The sequence below is a fragment of the Companilactobacillus tucceti DSM 20183 genome, assembly GCF_001434665.1.
GTDB classification, from domain to species: Bacteria; Bacillota; Bacilli; order Lactobacillales; family Lactobacillaceae; genus Companilactobacillus; species Companilactobacillus tucceti.
Genome location: NZ_AZDG01000006.1, coordinates 1 through 15,448 on the forward strand (window position 1 = coordinate 1; position 15,448 = coordinate 15,448).

The 15,448-nt window shown below is 34.3% G+C and carries 15 protein-coding genes; 1 reads left to right on the plus strand and 14 read right to left on the minus strand.

Going from position 1 to position 15,448, the window contains the following annotated elements:
- Positions 1 to 193 precede the first annotated feature (193 nt).
- From hpf to FC72_RS03730, 3 genes are all read right to left on the minus strand, one after another.
- Positions 194 to 742 carry a ribosome hibernation-promoting factor, HPF/YfiA family gene (gene hpf, locus FC72_RS03720; RefSeq protein ID WP_057764922.1) on the minus strand — a complete coding sequence of 183 codons (549 nt, stop codon included), beginning with the start codon at positions 740 to 742 and terminating at the stop codon, positions 194 to 196.
- 96 nt (positions 743 to 838) lie between these two features.
- Positions 839 to 1,204, minus strand: a complete 366-nt coding sequence (locus tag FC72_RS10980) for a ComF family protein (protein ID WP_235805140.1) — start codon at positions 1,202 to 1,204, stop codon at positions 839 to 841.
- A gap of 307 nt (positions 1,205 to 1,511) precedes the next feature.
- Positions 1,512 to 2,816 (minus strand): DEAD/DEAH box helicase family protein, encoded by a 1,305-nt coding sequence (locus FC72_RS03730; protein ID WP_157051097.1) that lies wholly within the window; start codon positions 2,814 to 2,816, stop codon positions 1,512 to 1,514.
- Positions 2,817 to 2,845: 29 nt separating this feature from the next.
- Between FC72_RS03730 and FC72_RS03735 the strand changes: the two genes are divergently transcribed.
- On the plus strand, positions 2,846 to 3,481 hold the full coding sequence (locus FC72_RS03735; RefSeq protein ID WP_057764928.1) for a YigZ family protein: 636 nt from the start codon (positions 2,846 to 2,848) through the stop codon (positions 3,479 to 3,481).
- An 8-nt stretch (positions 3,482 to 3,489) separates the two neighbouring features.
- Here the strand turns inward: FC72_RS03735 and FC72_RS03740 are convergent, their stop codons facing one another.
- The 11 genes from FC72_RS03740 to FC72_RS03785 all read right to left on the minus strand — a co-directional run bounded on the left by FC72_RS03740 (position 3,490) and on the right by FC72_RS03785 (position 15,436).
- Positions 3,490 to 4,575 (minus strand): glycosyltransferase family 4 protein, encoded by a 1,086-nt coding sequence (locus FC72_RS03740; RefSeq protein ID WP_057764929.1) that lies wholly within the window; start codon positions 4,573 to 4,575, stop codon positions 3,490 to 3,492.
- A 128-nt stretch (positions 4,576 to 4,703) separates the two neighbouring features.
- Entirely contained in the window at positions 4,704 to 6,269 is a 1,566-nt protein-coding gene (gene rny, locus FC72_RS03745) for a ribonuclease Y (RefSeq protein ID WP_057764931.1), read from the minus strand.
- Positions 6,270 to 6,395: 126 nt separating this feature from the next.
- The gene (recA, locus tag FC72_RS03750; RefSeq protein ID WP_057764933.1) at positions 6,396 to 7,526 is read right to left on the minus strand and encodes a recombinase RecA; all 1,131 of its coding nucleotides are present in this window, start codon (positions 7,524 to 7,526) and stop codon (positions 6,396 to 6,398) included.
- An 89-nt stretch (positions 7,527 to 7,615) separates the two neighbouring features.
- Complete coding sequence (locus tag FC72_RS03755) at positions 7,616 to 8,155, minus strand: CinA family protein (RefSeq protein WP_057764935.1); 540 nt, start codon at positions 8,153 to 8,155, stop codon at positions 7,616 to 7,618.
- 23 nt (positions 8,156 to 8,178) lie between these two features.
- Positions 8,179 to 8,763: a CDP-diacylglycerol--glycerol-3-phosphate 3-phosphatidyltransferase gene (gene pgsA / locus FC72_RS03760; RefSeq protein ID WP_057764936.1), complete on the minus strand. Its 585-nt coding sequence runs from the start codon at positions 8,761 to 8,763 to the stop codon at positions 8,179 to 8,181.
- 108 nt (positions 8,764 to 8,871) lie between these two features.
- Positions 8,872 to 9,738 (minus strand): helix-turn-helix domain-containing protein, encoded by an 867-nt coding sequence (locus FC72_RS03765; RefSeq protein WP_057764938.1) that lies wholly within the window; start codon positions 9,736 to 9,738, stop codon positions 8,872 to 8,874.
- A gap of 65 nt (positions 9,739 to 9,803) precedes the next feature.
- Positions 9,804 to 10,523, minus strand: coding sequence for an elongation factor P 5-aminopentanone reductase (gene ymfI / locus FC72_RS03770; RefSeq protein ID WP_057764940.1), 720 nt, complete (start codon positions 10,521 to 10,523; stop codon positions 9,804 to 9,806).
- A 2-nt stretch (positions 10,524 to 10,525) separates the two neighbouring features.
- A complete protein-coding gene (gene yfmH, locus FC72_RS03775; RefSeq protein WP_057764942.1) occupies positions 10,526 to 11,767 on the minus strand; it encodes an EF-P 5-aminopentanol modification-associated protein YfmH in 1,242 nt (413 codons plus the stop codon).
- A gap of 1 nt (position 11,768) precedes the next feature.
- On the minus strand, positions 11,769 to 12,587 hold the full coding sequence (locus tag FC72_RS10985; protein ID WP_235805141.1) for a M16 family metallopeptidase: 819 nt from the start codon (positions 12,585 to 12,587) through the stop codon (positions 11,769 to 11,771).
- A 12-nt stretch (positions 12,588 to 12,599) separates the two neighbouring features.
- The gene (locus FC72_RS10990) at positions 12,600 to 13,046 is read right to left on the minus strand and encodes a peptidase M16 family protein (RefSeq protein ID WP_235805142.1); all 447 of its coding nucleotides are present in this window, start codon (positions 13,044 to 13,046) and stop codon (positions 12,600 to 12,602) included.
- Positions 13,043 to 15,436, minus strand: coding sequence for a DNA translocase FtsK (locus tag FC72_RS03785; protein ID WP_057764944.1), 2,394 nt, complete (start codon positions 15,434 to 15,436; stop codon positions 13,043 to 13,045). Before FC72_RS03785 ends, FC72_RS10990 begins: the two co-directional genes overlap by 4 nt.
- Positions 15,437 to 15,448: the final 12 nt, after the last annotated feature.

Here is a 15,448-nt window from a genome sequence, read left to right on the forward strand (position 1 = left end):
GGGAAATCTTACGATTTCCACGTTCTGATCTTTTTTCTTAGGACTTTTGTCACAGCCCCTTTGTCTAAACGTGTAACAAAAAGTTGCAACCTACACATAGCTACGAACCACAAATGATTGATGCTATCAATCATCAGTAGTTCTAGGCTATGTTACGGTGGCAGACCACCTTTTGTCACACTCTTGGTGAAACTTATTCGTTTGTTTCGATCAAACCATATTTACCATCATTACGTTTATAAACGATACTTGCTCCATTTGTTTCTGCATCTTCAAAGATGAAGAATTCATGTCCAAGCATTTCCATTTGTAAAACAGCTTCTTCGGCATCCATTGGTTTCAATGATAGACGCTTTGTTCTTACGATTTCTGATTCGTCTTCTTTAGTGTCCTCAGGTGAAACTGCATCTAATGGAATGTCTTTGATGCTGCCCTTTTCACGTCCCTTACGGTTTACACGTGTCTTAAATTTCTTAACTTGTCTTTCAAGTTTATCAATTACTAAATCAATACCGGCATACATATCGTCATTGATTTCCTCGGCTCTCAATGTCATGTATGGTAGTGGAATAGTTACCTCAACTTTTGTTCCCTTTGAAGGGTAAGTCTTCAAGTTAACATGAGCAATAGGAGAACTCCCATCACTGAAATATTTTTCCATCTTGGATAATCTTTTTTCAACATATTCACGCATTGCTGAAGTTACTTCAATATTTTCGCCACGTACATTAATTGTTAACATAAAAATCTCTCCTTCCGATGAGTAGGAAATATTAGAGCCTTAATCAACTCTTCTATTCAATTATATAATTCTATCGGCAATGTGACAACGTTTTCACTATCTAGATAATGAAAAAGTATAAATATTTGTTAAACCGATTGCATTTAGAGCCATCTTTGCATGTAAAATTGTTCTTCCAGTGGTATATATATCATCTAACAGCAAAACCTTAGTTTCACTAGAATAAAGTTGATCGTTAATACACCTAAAAGTTTGCGGAGTATTCAATCTTTCGCTTCGATTTTTCTGAGCTTGAGGTTTGTCGGCATCCACTTTTATCAATAAAGGTGTTAATTCAAAAACTCGATGATACATTTCCCAAACTGGATCAAATCCACGCAATTCTTGATGACTTTTACTAGCTGGAATATATGTAATTAAATCAAATTTATTTGATTGAGACCAAGTCAGCAAGTCTTTCAAAAAAAGATCTGCTAATAAAATATCTCCATACCTTTTATACTTCTTAAAATAATTGTGTATGAACTGATTATACCCAAACAAAGACTGATGACAATTAATTATGTTATATTTATCCTCCCAAAAACGACAATCATCGCAAATTGTCTTAATTTCAGGCTTAAAACAGCGGGAACATCCATTAGTGGAGGATAATGGTTTTAATTGGTTTCGACAAAGTTGACATAAATTATCCTCAAATATCGGATTAAAACTAAATATTTCTTTAATAGTTAAGTTATATGAAAAATCATTATTGCAATAAAGACACTTAGACATTTTTTGCACACCAATTTAAGTATTTAATTTCATTGCAAGCCTCTTTGATCTGCTTATTATAATTTTGATAGTAAAAGTGAACTTCGTCATCAAAAGAATCTGCAGATCTCCCAGCACGCCCCGCTATTTGAATCAGAGCAGTTTTGGAAAATTCACTAGCATCAGCATCGATCACGATGACCGCAACATTTTTAAAAGTAACTCCTCGTTCTAAAATAGTAGTCGTCAAAATGGCATGTTTTTTAAAATCTCTAAATTGTTGAACTTTTGAGAGTCTATCATCATCTTTTGAACTAACACTGATCATTTCTAATTGAGGGAATTTTAATTTTAAATATTTTTCAAAATAAAGCATTTGGGGAATATTGGAAAAGAACATCATGAATCTTTGATTTCTTTTTATTAATTTTTTAACCGTAAATTGAATCATCGGATTGATTTTCAAAAAGGTCGTGGACTTATAAAGTAAATGACACCTAGGTTCAGGCAAGGGATGACCATGGAATCTTTGATATAATTTAGACATACCAAGTTGCTTATTTCTTACCTTATCTAACAATACCTTAGGCGGTGTTGCGGAAAGATAATAAATACTATTAATAACCTTAACGGATTTGATAATGGCATTTTGTAACATAGAACTTCCCGCTAATGGATAAGAATCCACTTCATCAACGATCAATACATCAAAGGCCTTTTCAAAGCGTATCAATTGATGTATCGTGGCAATCATAATTTGTGTGATTTGATATGATTCTTCACTTTTACCATGGTACAGACCTATCGTGGTTTGGGGAAATGCAGCCTTTATCCTTGGGAATAATTCGATACAAACATCAACTCTTGGCGAGCAGAGTGCAATTCTTTTACCAGATTTAATAATCTCTGATATCAATGGAAATGTCATCTCAGTTTTCCCAGCACCAGTTACAGCCCAAATCAGGTGATCGTCATTCTGATAAAATGCATTAATAAGCTCCTGGGAAGCTTTTTCCTGTAATTGAGTTAATATACCATCCCACATCATTGGGCTTTCCTGAAATTCAAAATAAGCCTCTGAAGGACTAATTAATAGCTGATCTTCTCTTGTTATCTTCCCCATCCCTAAACAACTTCTACAATAATTGATTTTGGAATCGATCTTAGATAAACATCTGCGACAATACTCATGTTTATCTTTTTTATAAAAAGCTGGGACCACTTCTCCTCCCAAATCTAATAATTGCTTTACAGTTATCTCATCTACACTCTTTAAATCTAAGATTCGTCCACCTAAAAATTCATTTAAATTATTCATAACTAAAATTACGAAAAGGAAATGATCATTTGCAAAATTATCGAACAATAGCAACGAATGGAAGTTTTGAAAAAGATATTAAAAAATCTCGTTTTATAGCTAATATTGCCCAAACGAATTCAGAAGATGAAGCAAAGGAATTTATTGAAACAATTCGTGAACAAGAAAAAGACGCCACACATAATTGCACTGCCTACATCGTTTTAGAAAATGTCAAAATAGAAAGAATGTCAGATGATGGTGAACCAAGTGGTACCGCAGGATCCCCCATTTTAAATGTTATTCAACAAAATAATTTAGAAAATGTAGCAGTCGTTGTCACTAGATATTTTGGTGGGATCAAACTCGGTGCTGGTGGTTTGATTAGGGCGTACTCTTCAACAACAGCTGATGCAATTAAAGAAATCGGGCTGGTAGAGAATAGGATTCAACAAGGATATTCTTTATCGATTCCTTATAACCTATATGACAAATTTGAAAATTATGCTAAAAATCAAAAAATCACGTTGGAAGATAAAAGTTTCTCTACCGACGTGAAATGTAATATCTTTTTGGATTTAAGTGAGCAAGAAGAGTTGATTCAAGACATAAGAGATCAATTTCAAAATCAAATCTCATTTGAGAAAACAACTAAAGAATTTAAGCAAGTACCAATAAAGGACTAAGCCTAGGCTTAGTCCTTTTTTTCCATTCTTTTTACAAATTTTTGAATTGCATGAAGGAGAGGTTGTCGATTATCACCAATCAATCCAATAGATTCAACAAATAACTCTAATCCTATCAAAACACCTATTGTTAACAAGACACTCCCCCACAATGTAGAAAGTGGGTAAAGTAGTGAGATAAAAGCGAAAACCAAAGCCAAACCATAAATAACTAATACTGTTTGACGATGTGACAAGCCTAATTGCATAAGTCGATGATGTAAATGATGTTTATCAGCTTGCGTTATTGGTTTTTTATTCAAGAATCTTCTTAACATGGCATAAACTGTGTCTGTAATTGGAACTCCAAGAATAACTACCGGAATCAACATTGTAATAAATGTGACATTCTTAAGACCCTTTAAAGAAAATACTGCAATCATAAATCCTATAAACAAGGCCCCGGTATCTCCTAGGAAGATACTTGCCGGATGGAAATTATGTGGCAGAAATCCTAGTAGGGATGCAACCATTGCAAAAACCCAAATCGAAACATAAACATTTGTCATATTTAAGAAGAAATATCCGACAATTCCCATGGTGAATAAGGCAATTATAGAAACCCCAGTCGCTAGTCCATCTAACCCATCAATTAGATTAACAGCATTAGTAATCGCCAAAATCCAAATTATAGTTATTGGGAAACTCCACCAACCTAACTTAAATGCTCCAAAGATCGGTAACACGACTTCATTCATCTTGATGCCGGCTAAAAAGTAAATAACCAAGGAAGCAGCAAAGATTCCACCCATTTTAGCTTTAGGTGACAACTCACGTATATCATCAATTATACCTGTCAAAATAATAATACATTCAGCTAAAAAAACGCTAAATAACTCATGACTTGGAAATTGATTTCGCAATAAAACAAATGTAGAGAACGTAAAAGCTATAAAGATTGCTAATCCGCCCATAGTTGGCATTGGTTTTTTATTTACTCGACGAGCATTAGGGTTATCAACCGCCCCTAAAATATAAGCAAGTTTAACTACAAAGGGTGTTATTGCAGCAGACAATATCATCGTTAAAAATAATTTTACTATTACACTAAACATACTTGGTATACCCTGAAACTCACTTTCTAATTAATATTACAATTATACAATATCTATTCTCGGTATTTAAATACCCAACTGCCATTGTAACAAAAAAAGGACTGCAACAACTGTTACAGACCCCCTATTTATTTCGCTAATTCAACTTTTCTGACTTCTCGAACAACCGTGACCTTAATATGACCAGGATATTCAAGGTTATCTTCAATTTCATTTTTGACATCTCGAGATAAAATTGCTGCTTGATCATCTGAAATTTCCTCTGGTTTAACCATAATTCTAATTTCATGACCAGCTTGAATTGCATAACTGTGATCAACACCTTCATGCTTATTGGCAATGTTCTCAAGTTTTTCAAGACGGTGAATATAGTTCTCCATTGACTCTGATCTTGCCCCTGGACGTGCAGCAGAAATTGCATCTGCGGCAGCCACGATAGTTGCGATTAGAGAAGTTGGTTCTACATCACCATGATGTGAAGCAATTGTATTAATAACTACTTCTGGTTCTTTATACTTAGTTGCGATATCTACACCAATTTCAACGTGTGATCCGTCAACTTCACGATCTATAGCTTTACCTATATCGTGTAATAAACCTGCTCGTTTTGCTAACATAACATCTTCACCCAACTCGGCAGCCATTACGGCGGATAATTTTGCTACCTCAATTGAATGACTCAAAACATTTTGACCATAACTCGTTCTGTACTTCATACGTCCAATTATTTTAATTAAATCAGGGTTAATTGAATTGATACCTAAACTATAAATAGTTTGTTCCCCAACCTCACGAATATGGTCATCCATCTCACGACGGGCTTTGTCTACCATTTCTTCGATTCTAGCTGGATGTATACGTCCATCTTCAATTAACTTTTCAAGTGCCATACGTGCGATTTCACGTCTTATTGGATCAAATCCACTCAAAGCCACAGCTTCAGGAGTATCATCAATAATTAAGTCTACCCCAGTAAGAGCTTCAATCGTTCTGATATTTCTACCTTCACGACCAATTATTCTACCTTTCATATCCTCATTAGGTAGAGTAACCGTTGTTACTGTAGAGTCTGAAACAGTATCTGCAGCACTTCTTTGAATAGCAGCAACAATCAAGGCTTTTGCATCTTTATCAGCATATTGTCTTGCTTGTTCGTCGCTTTCTTTGATCTTTGTAGCACGTTCATGTGTCAATTCCTGATTCAAATTATCTAAAATAATCTTTCGAGCTTGTTCACGAGTTAAATTACTTACTCTTGTTAACTCCGCCTTTTGTTCATCAAGAGTGTCGGTCAATTGTTTATTCTTTTCATCAAGTTTATGTTGTCGAGCTGAAATATCGTTTTCATTTTTTTCAATATTCTCTTCTCTTTTTTCAAGAGATTGATCTTTACGATCTAAAATATCTTGTCTTTCAAGAACTCGATTTTCTTGTTTTTGAATGTCTTGTCGACGTTCTTTCAACTCATTTTCTTGTTCTTCTCGATACTTATGAATATCGTCTTTTGCTTCAAGTAAAGTCTCTTTCTTTAAAGATTTAGCGGCTTTATGAGCATCTGAAACAATATCGTCAGCAGTTTGTCTAGCTTGTGAAAGTTTTTTTTCATAGGAGTCTTTGCAAAAAGCATAGCCAAAGAATACCCCCACAATTAATGTTATTAATGCGAAAGAGAAGGTTATGATAGCACCATGCATGCCATCACCTCCAATTTTATAATACCTAATTGTTTGTAAATAACGACCTGTTACATTATTTTTACATACAACACTATATTATAGAATAAATAATCCCTGTCAATCAATTAAAAAGAAAAAAGAGACCTATTTGGTCTCTTCTCCAGAATTCTTAGATGATTTTTTACTATCAACATCTAATTTTAAATCAGTTGAAGCTTCTTTTTTATCATCTGTTTTTTTATCAGACTTATCATCTTTTTTATCTGATTCTTCTTCAGGTTTACCATCCATATTGTAAGCATCACGTACTTTTTTACGAATTTCAGCCATCTTTTCAGGATTATCAGCTAAGAATTTCTTAGCGTTCTCACGTCCTTGACCAATTCTGTCTTCTTTATATGAATACCATGAACCACTCTTATTGATAATGTCTTTTTCGACAGCCATATCAACAAGCTCACCTGTTTGAGAAATACCATGTCCATACATAATATCAACAAGTGCCACTTTAAATGGAGGGGCTACCTTGTTCTTTACGACCTTTATTTTAGTACGGTTACCAATTACATCTGAACCATCTTTAATTTGCTCAGAACGTCTTACCTCAAGTCTGACGGTGGAATAGAACTTCAATGCACGTCCACCAGGTGTTGTCTCAGGATTACCAAACATAACTCCGACCTTTTCACGGATCTGATTAATAAATAAGGCAATTGTTTTAGTTTTGTTAATTGTTCCTGACAACTTACGTAAAGCTTGAGACATTAAACGAGCTTGCAAACCAACATGAGAGTCACCCATGTCACCATCAATTTCAGCTCTAGGTACTAAAGCCGCAACAGAATCGACAACAACGATATCAACAGCTCCACTGGAAACTAGCGCATCGGCAATTTCCAATCCTTGTTCACCAGTATCAGGCTGTGATAGTAGCAAATCATCAATATTAACACCTAATGCTGTTGCATATGTTGGATCCATAGCATTTTCAGCATCAATATAAGCAGCTGTTCCACCTTGTTTTTGTACTTCGGCAACAGCATGTAACGCTACAGTAGTTTTACCAGAACTTTCAGGGCCATAGATTTCTACGATTCTACCACGTGGGAATCCACCAACTCCTAAAGCATTATCCAGTGCCAAAGAGCCCGAGGAAACTGCTTGGATCTGCATATCCAAGTCATCACCCATACGCATGATAGCACCCTTACCAAAATCCTTTTCGATTTTTTTTAGGGCTTTATCAAGCGCCTTTTGTCTTTCATCATTAGCCAAATTGTCTTCCTCCTAATGCATTCATCACTAGATATATTATTAGTAATTCCAAAAAAAAGCAAGAAAAAAGCGAACAAATGTTTGTCAACTTAAATAATCTCTTCAACGAGGACAAAGGCAGCAACCACTGACTTTAAACGAATAGAATTTCTATCACCACTAAAATGAAATTCTTTAACTCTTACATTATTACTTAAACTGTTAGAAACTCCAATGAATACTGTTCCAACAGGACTGCCCTCCAGAGCATCAGGACCGGCAACACCTGTAAGTCCAACTCCAATATCTGCATGGAGAACTCTGGCTGCTTGTTGAGCCATAGCTTTTGCAACTGGTGCGCTGACAACAGTATTCTCTTCAATCAATTTAGGATCGATTCCCAAAAGTTTTGATTTAACGTCATCAGAATAAGTTACAAATCCTCCACTAAATACTTGTGAGGCACCTGGAACTTGAGAAACTGTTGATTGAAACATCCCCGAAGTCAAACTCTCAGCCGCCGTGATAGATAAATTTTTCCTTTTGAGAGCCGTAACGACGTTATGAGGTAAATAATAAAACTCTTCAGGTATATAATCTTTAAATTTTATTTGATCAATTTCATTTAATATCTTTTCAGTATTATCCATTGTCCTCATCTCTAAATTACGTTTTATTTTTTAAAGACATCTCTACTTTGAATAAAGTAATCTGCTCCTGAATATACAGTAAAGAATAAGCAAATATATAGGAATATTAATCCCATAGGGAATCCAAACGTTTCAAAGAATACGTTATGTAATAACAAAAGAATAATTGCAATCATTTGTGTTGTTGTTTTGATCTTACCTGGCATTTGAGCGGCCATAACTTTGCCACCCTCTTCAAGAACGATCATTCTTAATCCAGTAACAGCAAGTTCACGACAGACAATAATAGCAATTACCCAAGCAGGAGCCATTTTCATTTCAACTAAGAAAATAAATGCTGTCATAACAAGCATTTTATCAGCTAATGTATCTGCAAACTTTCCAAAGTTGCTGACAAGATGATATTTACGAGCAATCTTTCCGTCAGCTAAGTCAGTCAATGATGCCAAAATAAATACTAAAGTAGCAATAAAATGATTCATTGGGATCAATGTTCCAAACAAGAAAATATCTCCCCAATTAGCAAAATTGAACGCCAATAAAATAATAAAAATCGGTATCAAGATGATACGTAACATTGTAAGTTTATTCGGTACATTCCAAACCATGATAAATCCCTCCGACAAATTATAGTGTGAAAAAATTAACTAATGTATAACACCAGAAAAATCCCGCCATTTAACAAATAACGAGATTTTTTTAGTTAGATCAAAGTATTACTTTTCGATATTAAAGGTTAATGTTTTAACGATTGATTCATCACTGCCAACTTTACCTAAGTTAACATCCTTACCACCAATTGATATTTCTGTGTGGTTAACATTACCAGTTTGAACGGTAAATGTTGTTGTATCTGCTGAAACCTTAGTTGACTTCTTTTCACCAGAGCTAAGAGCTTGTTGCCATGTTGTACTTGAACCCTCTGAAAATTGAATCCAAGCTTGACCGCTCTTACCAGTAACAACTACATTTACACCATCTGAAGGTACGTTTTTAATTGTGTAAGTACCATCAGTGCTAGATTCCTTAACACTTAATTCTGTTGACTTTTTAGCAGCTGTTTTCTTTGAACTAGTTTTCTTCTTAGCCGCTTTCTTTTTATCTGATTTTTTAGAAGAAGTCTTCTTAGATGTTTGTTCAGTATTATCTTGAGGAATATTTACTTTAGACTCATTTTGACTCTTACTGATCATTCCATAAGCGATAACACCGATGATAACTAAAATAACTATTCCTACAATAATTTGAGGAATGTAGTTACCGAGTTTTGAGAAAAATGGTGTTGAATCTTCTTTGATTGCACGTGTACTGTTCTTTTCAGAAGTTTGAACTGGTTCTTTTGGTTGAGAATCAGGAATTTCTGATTTGTATTCTTCAAGTAAATCATCACTAGAAATACCAACCGCATCTGAATATTGCTTAATAAAAGCACGCACATAAAAATCGCCGGGCAAATGATCAAATTGTCCTTCTTCAATTGCAATTAAATATCTCTTTTGGATTTTTGTGACTTGTTGTAAGTCATCAATTGTATATCCTTTTTTAATTCTTGCGTTTCTTAATTTTTGGCCAATTTCGTCCATTTTTTACCACCGATTAACTAATTTTATTATCTATAATATATCTTATTAATGAAGCACTAGCAACGTTATAGCAGCCAGCCCCCAGCAAAATAAATCGTCTGTCCTGTTAAATAATTCGATTTCATATTAACCAAATAACCAACCAAATCAGCAATTTCATCTGGCTTGGCTAATCTATTTGCCGGAATTTCTTCACGAATATTTTCCAAGTCTTCACTCGAAAATTCTTGGTTCATCTTAGTGTCTACAGCTCCAGGGGCAACAACATTAACAGAAATGCCTAATGAAGCTACTTCCTTAGCATAGGCGTCAGCAAATGATGACATAGCACCTTTTACTGTACTGTAAACTACCTCCATTGCTGAGCCGATTTTACCATAGATCGAACCAATAAAGACTACTCGTCCTGACTTAGACTCTGCTAATTTATCTTGGAGTTCTTTCAGAATCAAAATTGGCAATTTGATATGTATCTTCCATAGACTGTCAATTTCTTCTTCTTCAATATCAACCAACAACTTGTAGTAAGTATTACCTTGTGCAAATACAACTGCATCAAGAGTAAATAACTGTTTTGTCAAAACAGAAACACTATCGTTGACCATATCAAATTTGACAGGTATAAATTCTTGTTTTGGATATTCTTCTTGTAACTCGGTAATCAATTTACTTACTCGTTTTTGATTACTGTTGTAATGCAGATAGAGTGACCACCCTTTCTGCGCTAATTGTTTAGCGATACTTGTTCCGATATCGCCTGAACTTCCTAAGATCAATGCATGCATAATTATGTCCTATCAGGTAAAAGATTGTAGTAGGTGTAATTATCTTCTTTCAATGAATCTTCAGCAATTCTTAGAACATCCTCTTGAGTAATTGAATCGATCAAATGAATCAACTCTAAATAATTAACGTTATAGAAATAAAGCTCAGCCATTTGATTAGCAATCGCATCAGGTGAATTTTGAGCAAACAAATATGCACCTATTGCATCACGTTTAATTCTTTCAAATTTTTTATCATCGAGAACTTTATCAAATTGTTCATATGAAAGATGTTTTTGTAAATATTGTTGAAACTTTTCAGGATAATTAGTCGACCCACTAATTATGATAAAGCAATAGTCATTTTCTGCAACCACATTATAAGAAAAACTATCATCTATTATTTCTTGATTTGTTAATTCTTGATAATTAATCGATGATTCTCCAACTAGAGTTTCCATGATCATATTTAGTTCAAATTGTAGTTTAACTAAATCTGCTCCTCGTAAGTCTGTGTCAATTCTTATTCCAAATGAAGATCTTCCTTGACTGATCTCCATTTTTTCAGATCCACCTTTACCTATAGGAGACATAGTCTTAGCTTCGATAGCAGGAACAGCTCCAGAAGCAGAGAAGTCAGATTCAGATACAATCTGTTCGATTTTATCCGTATCCACATCCCCAACAATAACTAAATCCATATTACTTGGACGGTAATTGCCTTGATAAGTCTTTAAAAGGTTTTGATAATTGATTTTTTGAAGTGATTCACTGCTTCCAGCAATATCTTCAGCAATAGGATCACCTGGATACAATTGGTTTAAAATTCTTTGTTCCAAAACCCATTCTGGCATATCCAAATACATCTGTATCTCTTGATCAATGATTCCTCTTTCGGAAGCAACATTTTCTTCAGTAAAGTTTGGGTGCTGGATCAAATCTAGCAATACCTTTAGATTATCGTAAGGATTGATCAATGTTTGGAACAAATAGGCTGTTTTAGTGTAACTAGTATACGCATTGGAATTAGCTCCAAATTCAGCAAACTTCTCTGAAATATCGTAACCTGGTTTAGCAAATAATTTATGTTCAATAAAGTGAGCGATTCCAGCAGGCAGTTTTTGTTGATTGGGTAATAAGATATCAACCGATCCAAAGTTAGTCATTGCAACTCCGTACGTTTGATTATATCCAGGTAAATTAACGACTTCTATTTGATATCCATTTTTTAATTTCTTAGAAAATTTTTGTAATTTTTCTGCCATTCTAATCTCCAATCAACCTATATTGGGCAATATCGTGAATCCCTTGAGCAACCTTAATAATATGATCTTTATCTAGCTTATCTAATTCAGCTTGATAATGCTCATCATCAAGTAATGATTTAGGATAAATATTCTCCCAAATATTATGCATTATATAATATTGAATCGAATCAGAACTTATCTTACGACGAGTTGATAATACTTTTTTAGCATGCTCAATTTGTGCTTGTGTAAACTGTCCTTCTTTAACAAAGGAAATTTGCTTATTGATCAAATCCATTGCTTGATCCACTGTTTTAGCATCAAGACCCGCTTGAATTGTTAATAAATGACTTATTGGATGATACATACTAGAAACAGAGTATGCCAAACTATTTTTCTCTCTAACTTGTAAAAACAATTTCGACTGGTCGTCTCCACCCAAAATAAGATTCATCGCTTGAGGAGCTAGATGACTTACAGAAGGATCTGTCTTGTCGGTAACGTACGCTAAAGCCAAGCGACTTTGGTTAATATGTTTGTGCTCTTCTTGATTCAATGGATGATCAATTAAATTTTTGAATTGATCAAAAGTTATTTTTCTATCTTGACGAGCATTCTTTAAAAATGACGACATAGCGCTATTATCCATAGCATCTAAAAGTTCTTTATCGTCCACATCACCAACAACATTGATGATTATCATGTCTTCTTGGATAGTCTTTTTATAATGCTCAAAAAGGTCTTGATTGGTTAATTTATTTAAATGAACCATATCCCCAAAAATAGGAACTTGTTTATCCGGATTATCATGATGGATCAAGCTGGACAGCTTAAGCATACTAACGAGGTCTTAATTATCATCTACTGACGATAAATTAGACATTAGATTACGCTTTTCTGTATCAAATGATTCATCTGAAAATTCATGGTCATTTTTTAAATTGGGATCAAAAATTATTTTACTCAATAAATCAATGTTCTCTTTTAACAGATCATTACCATTAAGTAAAAATTTGGGATCAGCAAACTCAATACTAAAAGCTAAATCATTGAGGTTTAGTAAATTTCTCGTATATACATTTATTTCTGAACCATATAGCTCCATTTCACGATCATTTAAAGCCCTAAAACTTGGATAACTCTTAGTTGAGTTAGATAAAACATTAGCCAAAAGTCTTCTTGTTGTCGTTTCTTCTTTATTTAGCGGACGTAAAAAATCAATTTGGATTTTAATTGTTCTAAATTTTTTAATAGGATCTATATTTAAAACTACATTTTTAGCGATTTCTTGTTTCACTTTTTCACCTGATTCTTCTTAATTGCATCTAACTGTTCTGGTGTTAATAATACTTTTCTTGGTTTACTACCTTCCGATGGTCCAACGATACCCTTTTCTTCCATTTGGTCAACCATACGTGCGGCACGATTGTACCCGATTTGGAATCGACGTTGTAACATTGAAACACTCGCTGACTGTTGTTTAACGATCAAATCGACCGCATCATCCCAATACTCATCATTAGGTGTATCTCCATTACCACTATTTTCTTCAATATCAGTTGGTATCATATCTTCATCATATTCAGCTGATTGTTGTTCACTGACAAAGTTAACAACGTTCTCAACTTCTGATTCAGAAATATACGCTCCCTGTATACGAACTGGCTTACTCTTACCAATTGGCTGGAATAACATATCGCCTCGACCTAGCAATTTCTCTGCACCTACTGAGTCTAAAATTGTTCTAGAATCAACTCCACTAGACACCGCAAATGCCATTCTAGAAGGAATATTGGCTTTGATCAAACCAGTAATAACATCAACTGACGGACGCTGTGTAGCAATAATAATATGTAATCCAGCGGCACGAGCCATTTGAGCCAATCTAACAATTGCTGCTTCAACTTCGTGACCAGCAACCATCATCAAGTCAGATAACTCATCAACAATAACGACAATAAATGGTAAACGTTCCATTTGTTTGTCTTTATCCGCTGTTTCGTTAAATTTGTCAACATCTGCATTATACTCACCTATGTTTCGGTGATTAGTATCCGCAAACAATTTATAACGTCGTTCCATTTCTTTAACTGCCTTTTGTAAGGCACCAGCTGCTCTTCTTGCATCGGTAACAACTGGGATCAAGAGATGAGGTATACCGTTATAAACATTTAGCTCGACCATCTTTGGATCAATCAAAATTAATTTTACTTCATTTGGTTTAGCCTTCATTAAAATACCAGTAATAATAGTATTTATGGCAACGGATTTACCACTACCAGTAGAACCAGCAATCAATAAATGGGGCATTTTAGTGATATTAGCTTCAATTATATTACCAGAAACATCCTTCCCCAAAGGAACTATCAGTGGATGAGTTTTATCTTTTTGATTTTCTGTAATATCTCTAAAGGAAACTGTAGAAATAGTTTTATTAGGTACTTCAATACCAACAAATGATTTACCCGGAATTGGAGCCTCGATTCTTATATCCTTAGCTGCCAAGGCTAATGCCAAATCATCAGCTAAGTTAACTATCTTACTTACTTTGACACCGACAGCAGGCTGGACTTCATATTTAGTAATAGTTGGTCCAAGACTAGCCTTTTTGACTTCTACATTGACTCCAAAACTCTTGAAGGTTTGTTTTAATTTATCTTTATTCTCATCAATTAATTGAACTTCTCCACTTTGATCAACTTGTGGAATTTGTTTTAAAAGATCTGAGCTGGGTAACTTGTAGTCATCATTATCTGATGCCTTATAACTTATTGGCGTTGGTAAGTCTTTTTCATCGCCAACTGTATGAGGATTAGTTACAACTTGTGCTTGATCATTATTTGACTTAACTGAACTAGAATCAGCAGTTGACGATTGACTTGGAACATCAATATGAAATTCAGCTTCCGGTTCTTCTTTCTTAGGTTTAGCAAAACTATTTACATCTTGGAATTTGTCATCATCGCGTTCAACTGTTTTTTCAACTTTAGGTTCAGCTTTTTTCTTTTCACTACGATTATCTACGTAATTATTGTAACCACCTGATAAAGATTCTTTGGTATTAGACAAAACATGTTTAAAGTGCAATAAAATATTAGTAAATACAATTCCAACTTGTTTCATCGTTACATTGAATAACATTAAAATGCCTATAAAAATCATCAGGAAAATAATAAAATATGTTCCCCACGTAGAGAATAATGGCATACATAGGCTAAATAGATAAGAACCTATCATACCGCCACCAACTGATTCCGCAACAGAGAACTTTGCCATATCGGTCGATAAAATATTCCACGTTATCATATTGTAATTATGATAAAGGGCTAAATTTGAAAAAAGAATTGCATGCAAAGCTAGCAGTATTCCTAAGTACGTAAAAAGAAAACCAAAGTTTCTCTTTGGAGTCATTACAGGAACCCTGCCCGTAGCAATTATAAATACTCCGATAAAAATGCTGATCAATATCAATGCTGGATAACTATCACCAACGAAAATACGGTAAACATTATCAAAAAAACTTCCAACCATTCCAAACTTAAATAAACCAAGAACGGATAAAACTATCCAAATCAAACTGATAATAGATTTAACTAAGCGTCCATTATCATTCTTCTTTTTCTTGGTTGTTCTGGTTGATTTTGCTGTTGTTTTTCTAGGCGTCGTCTTCGCCTTTCTTCTTGCCATAGAAACCTCACT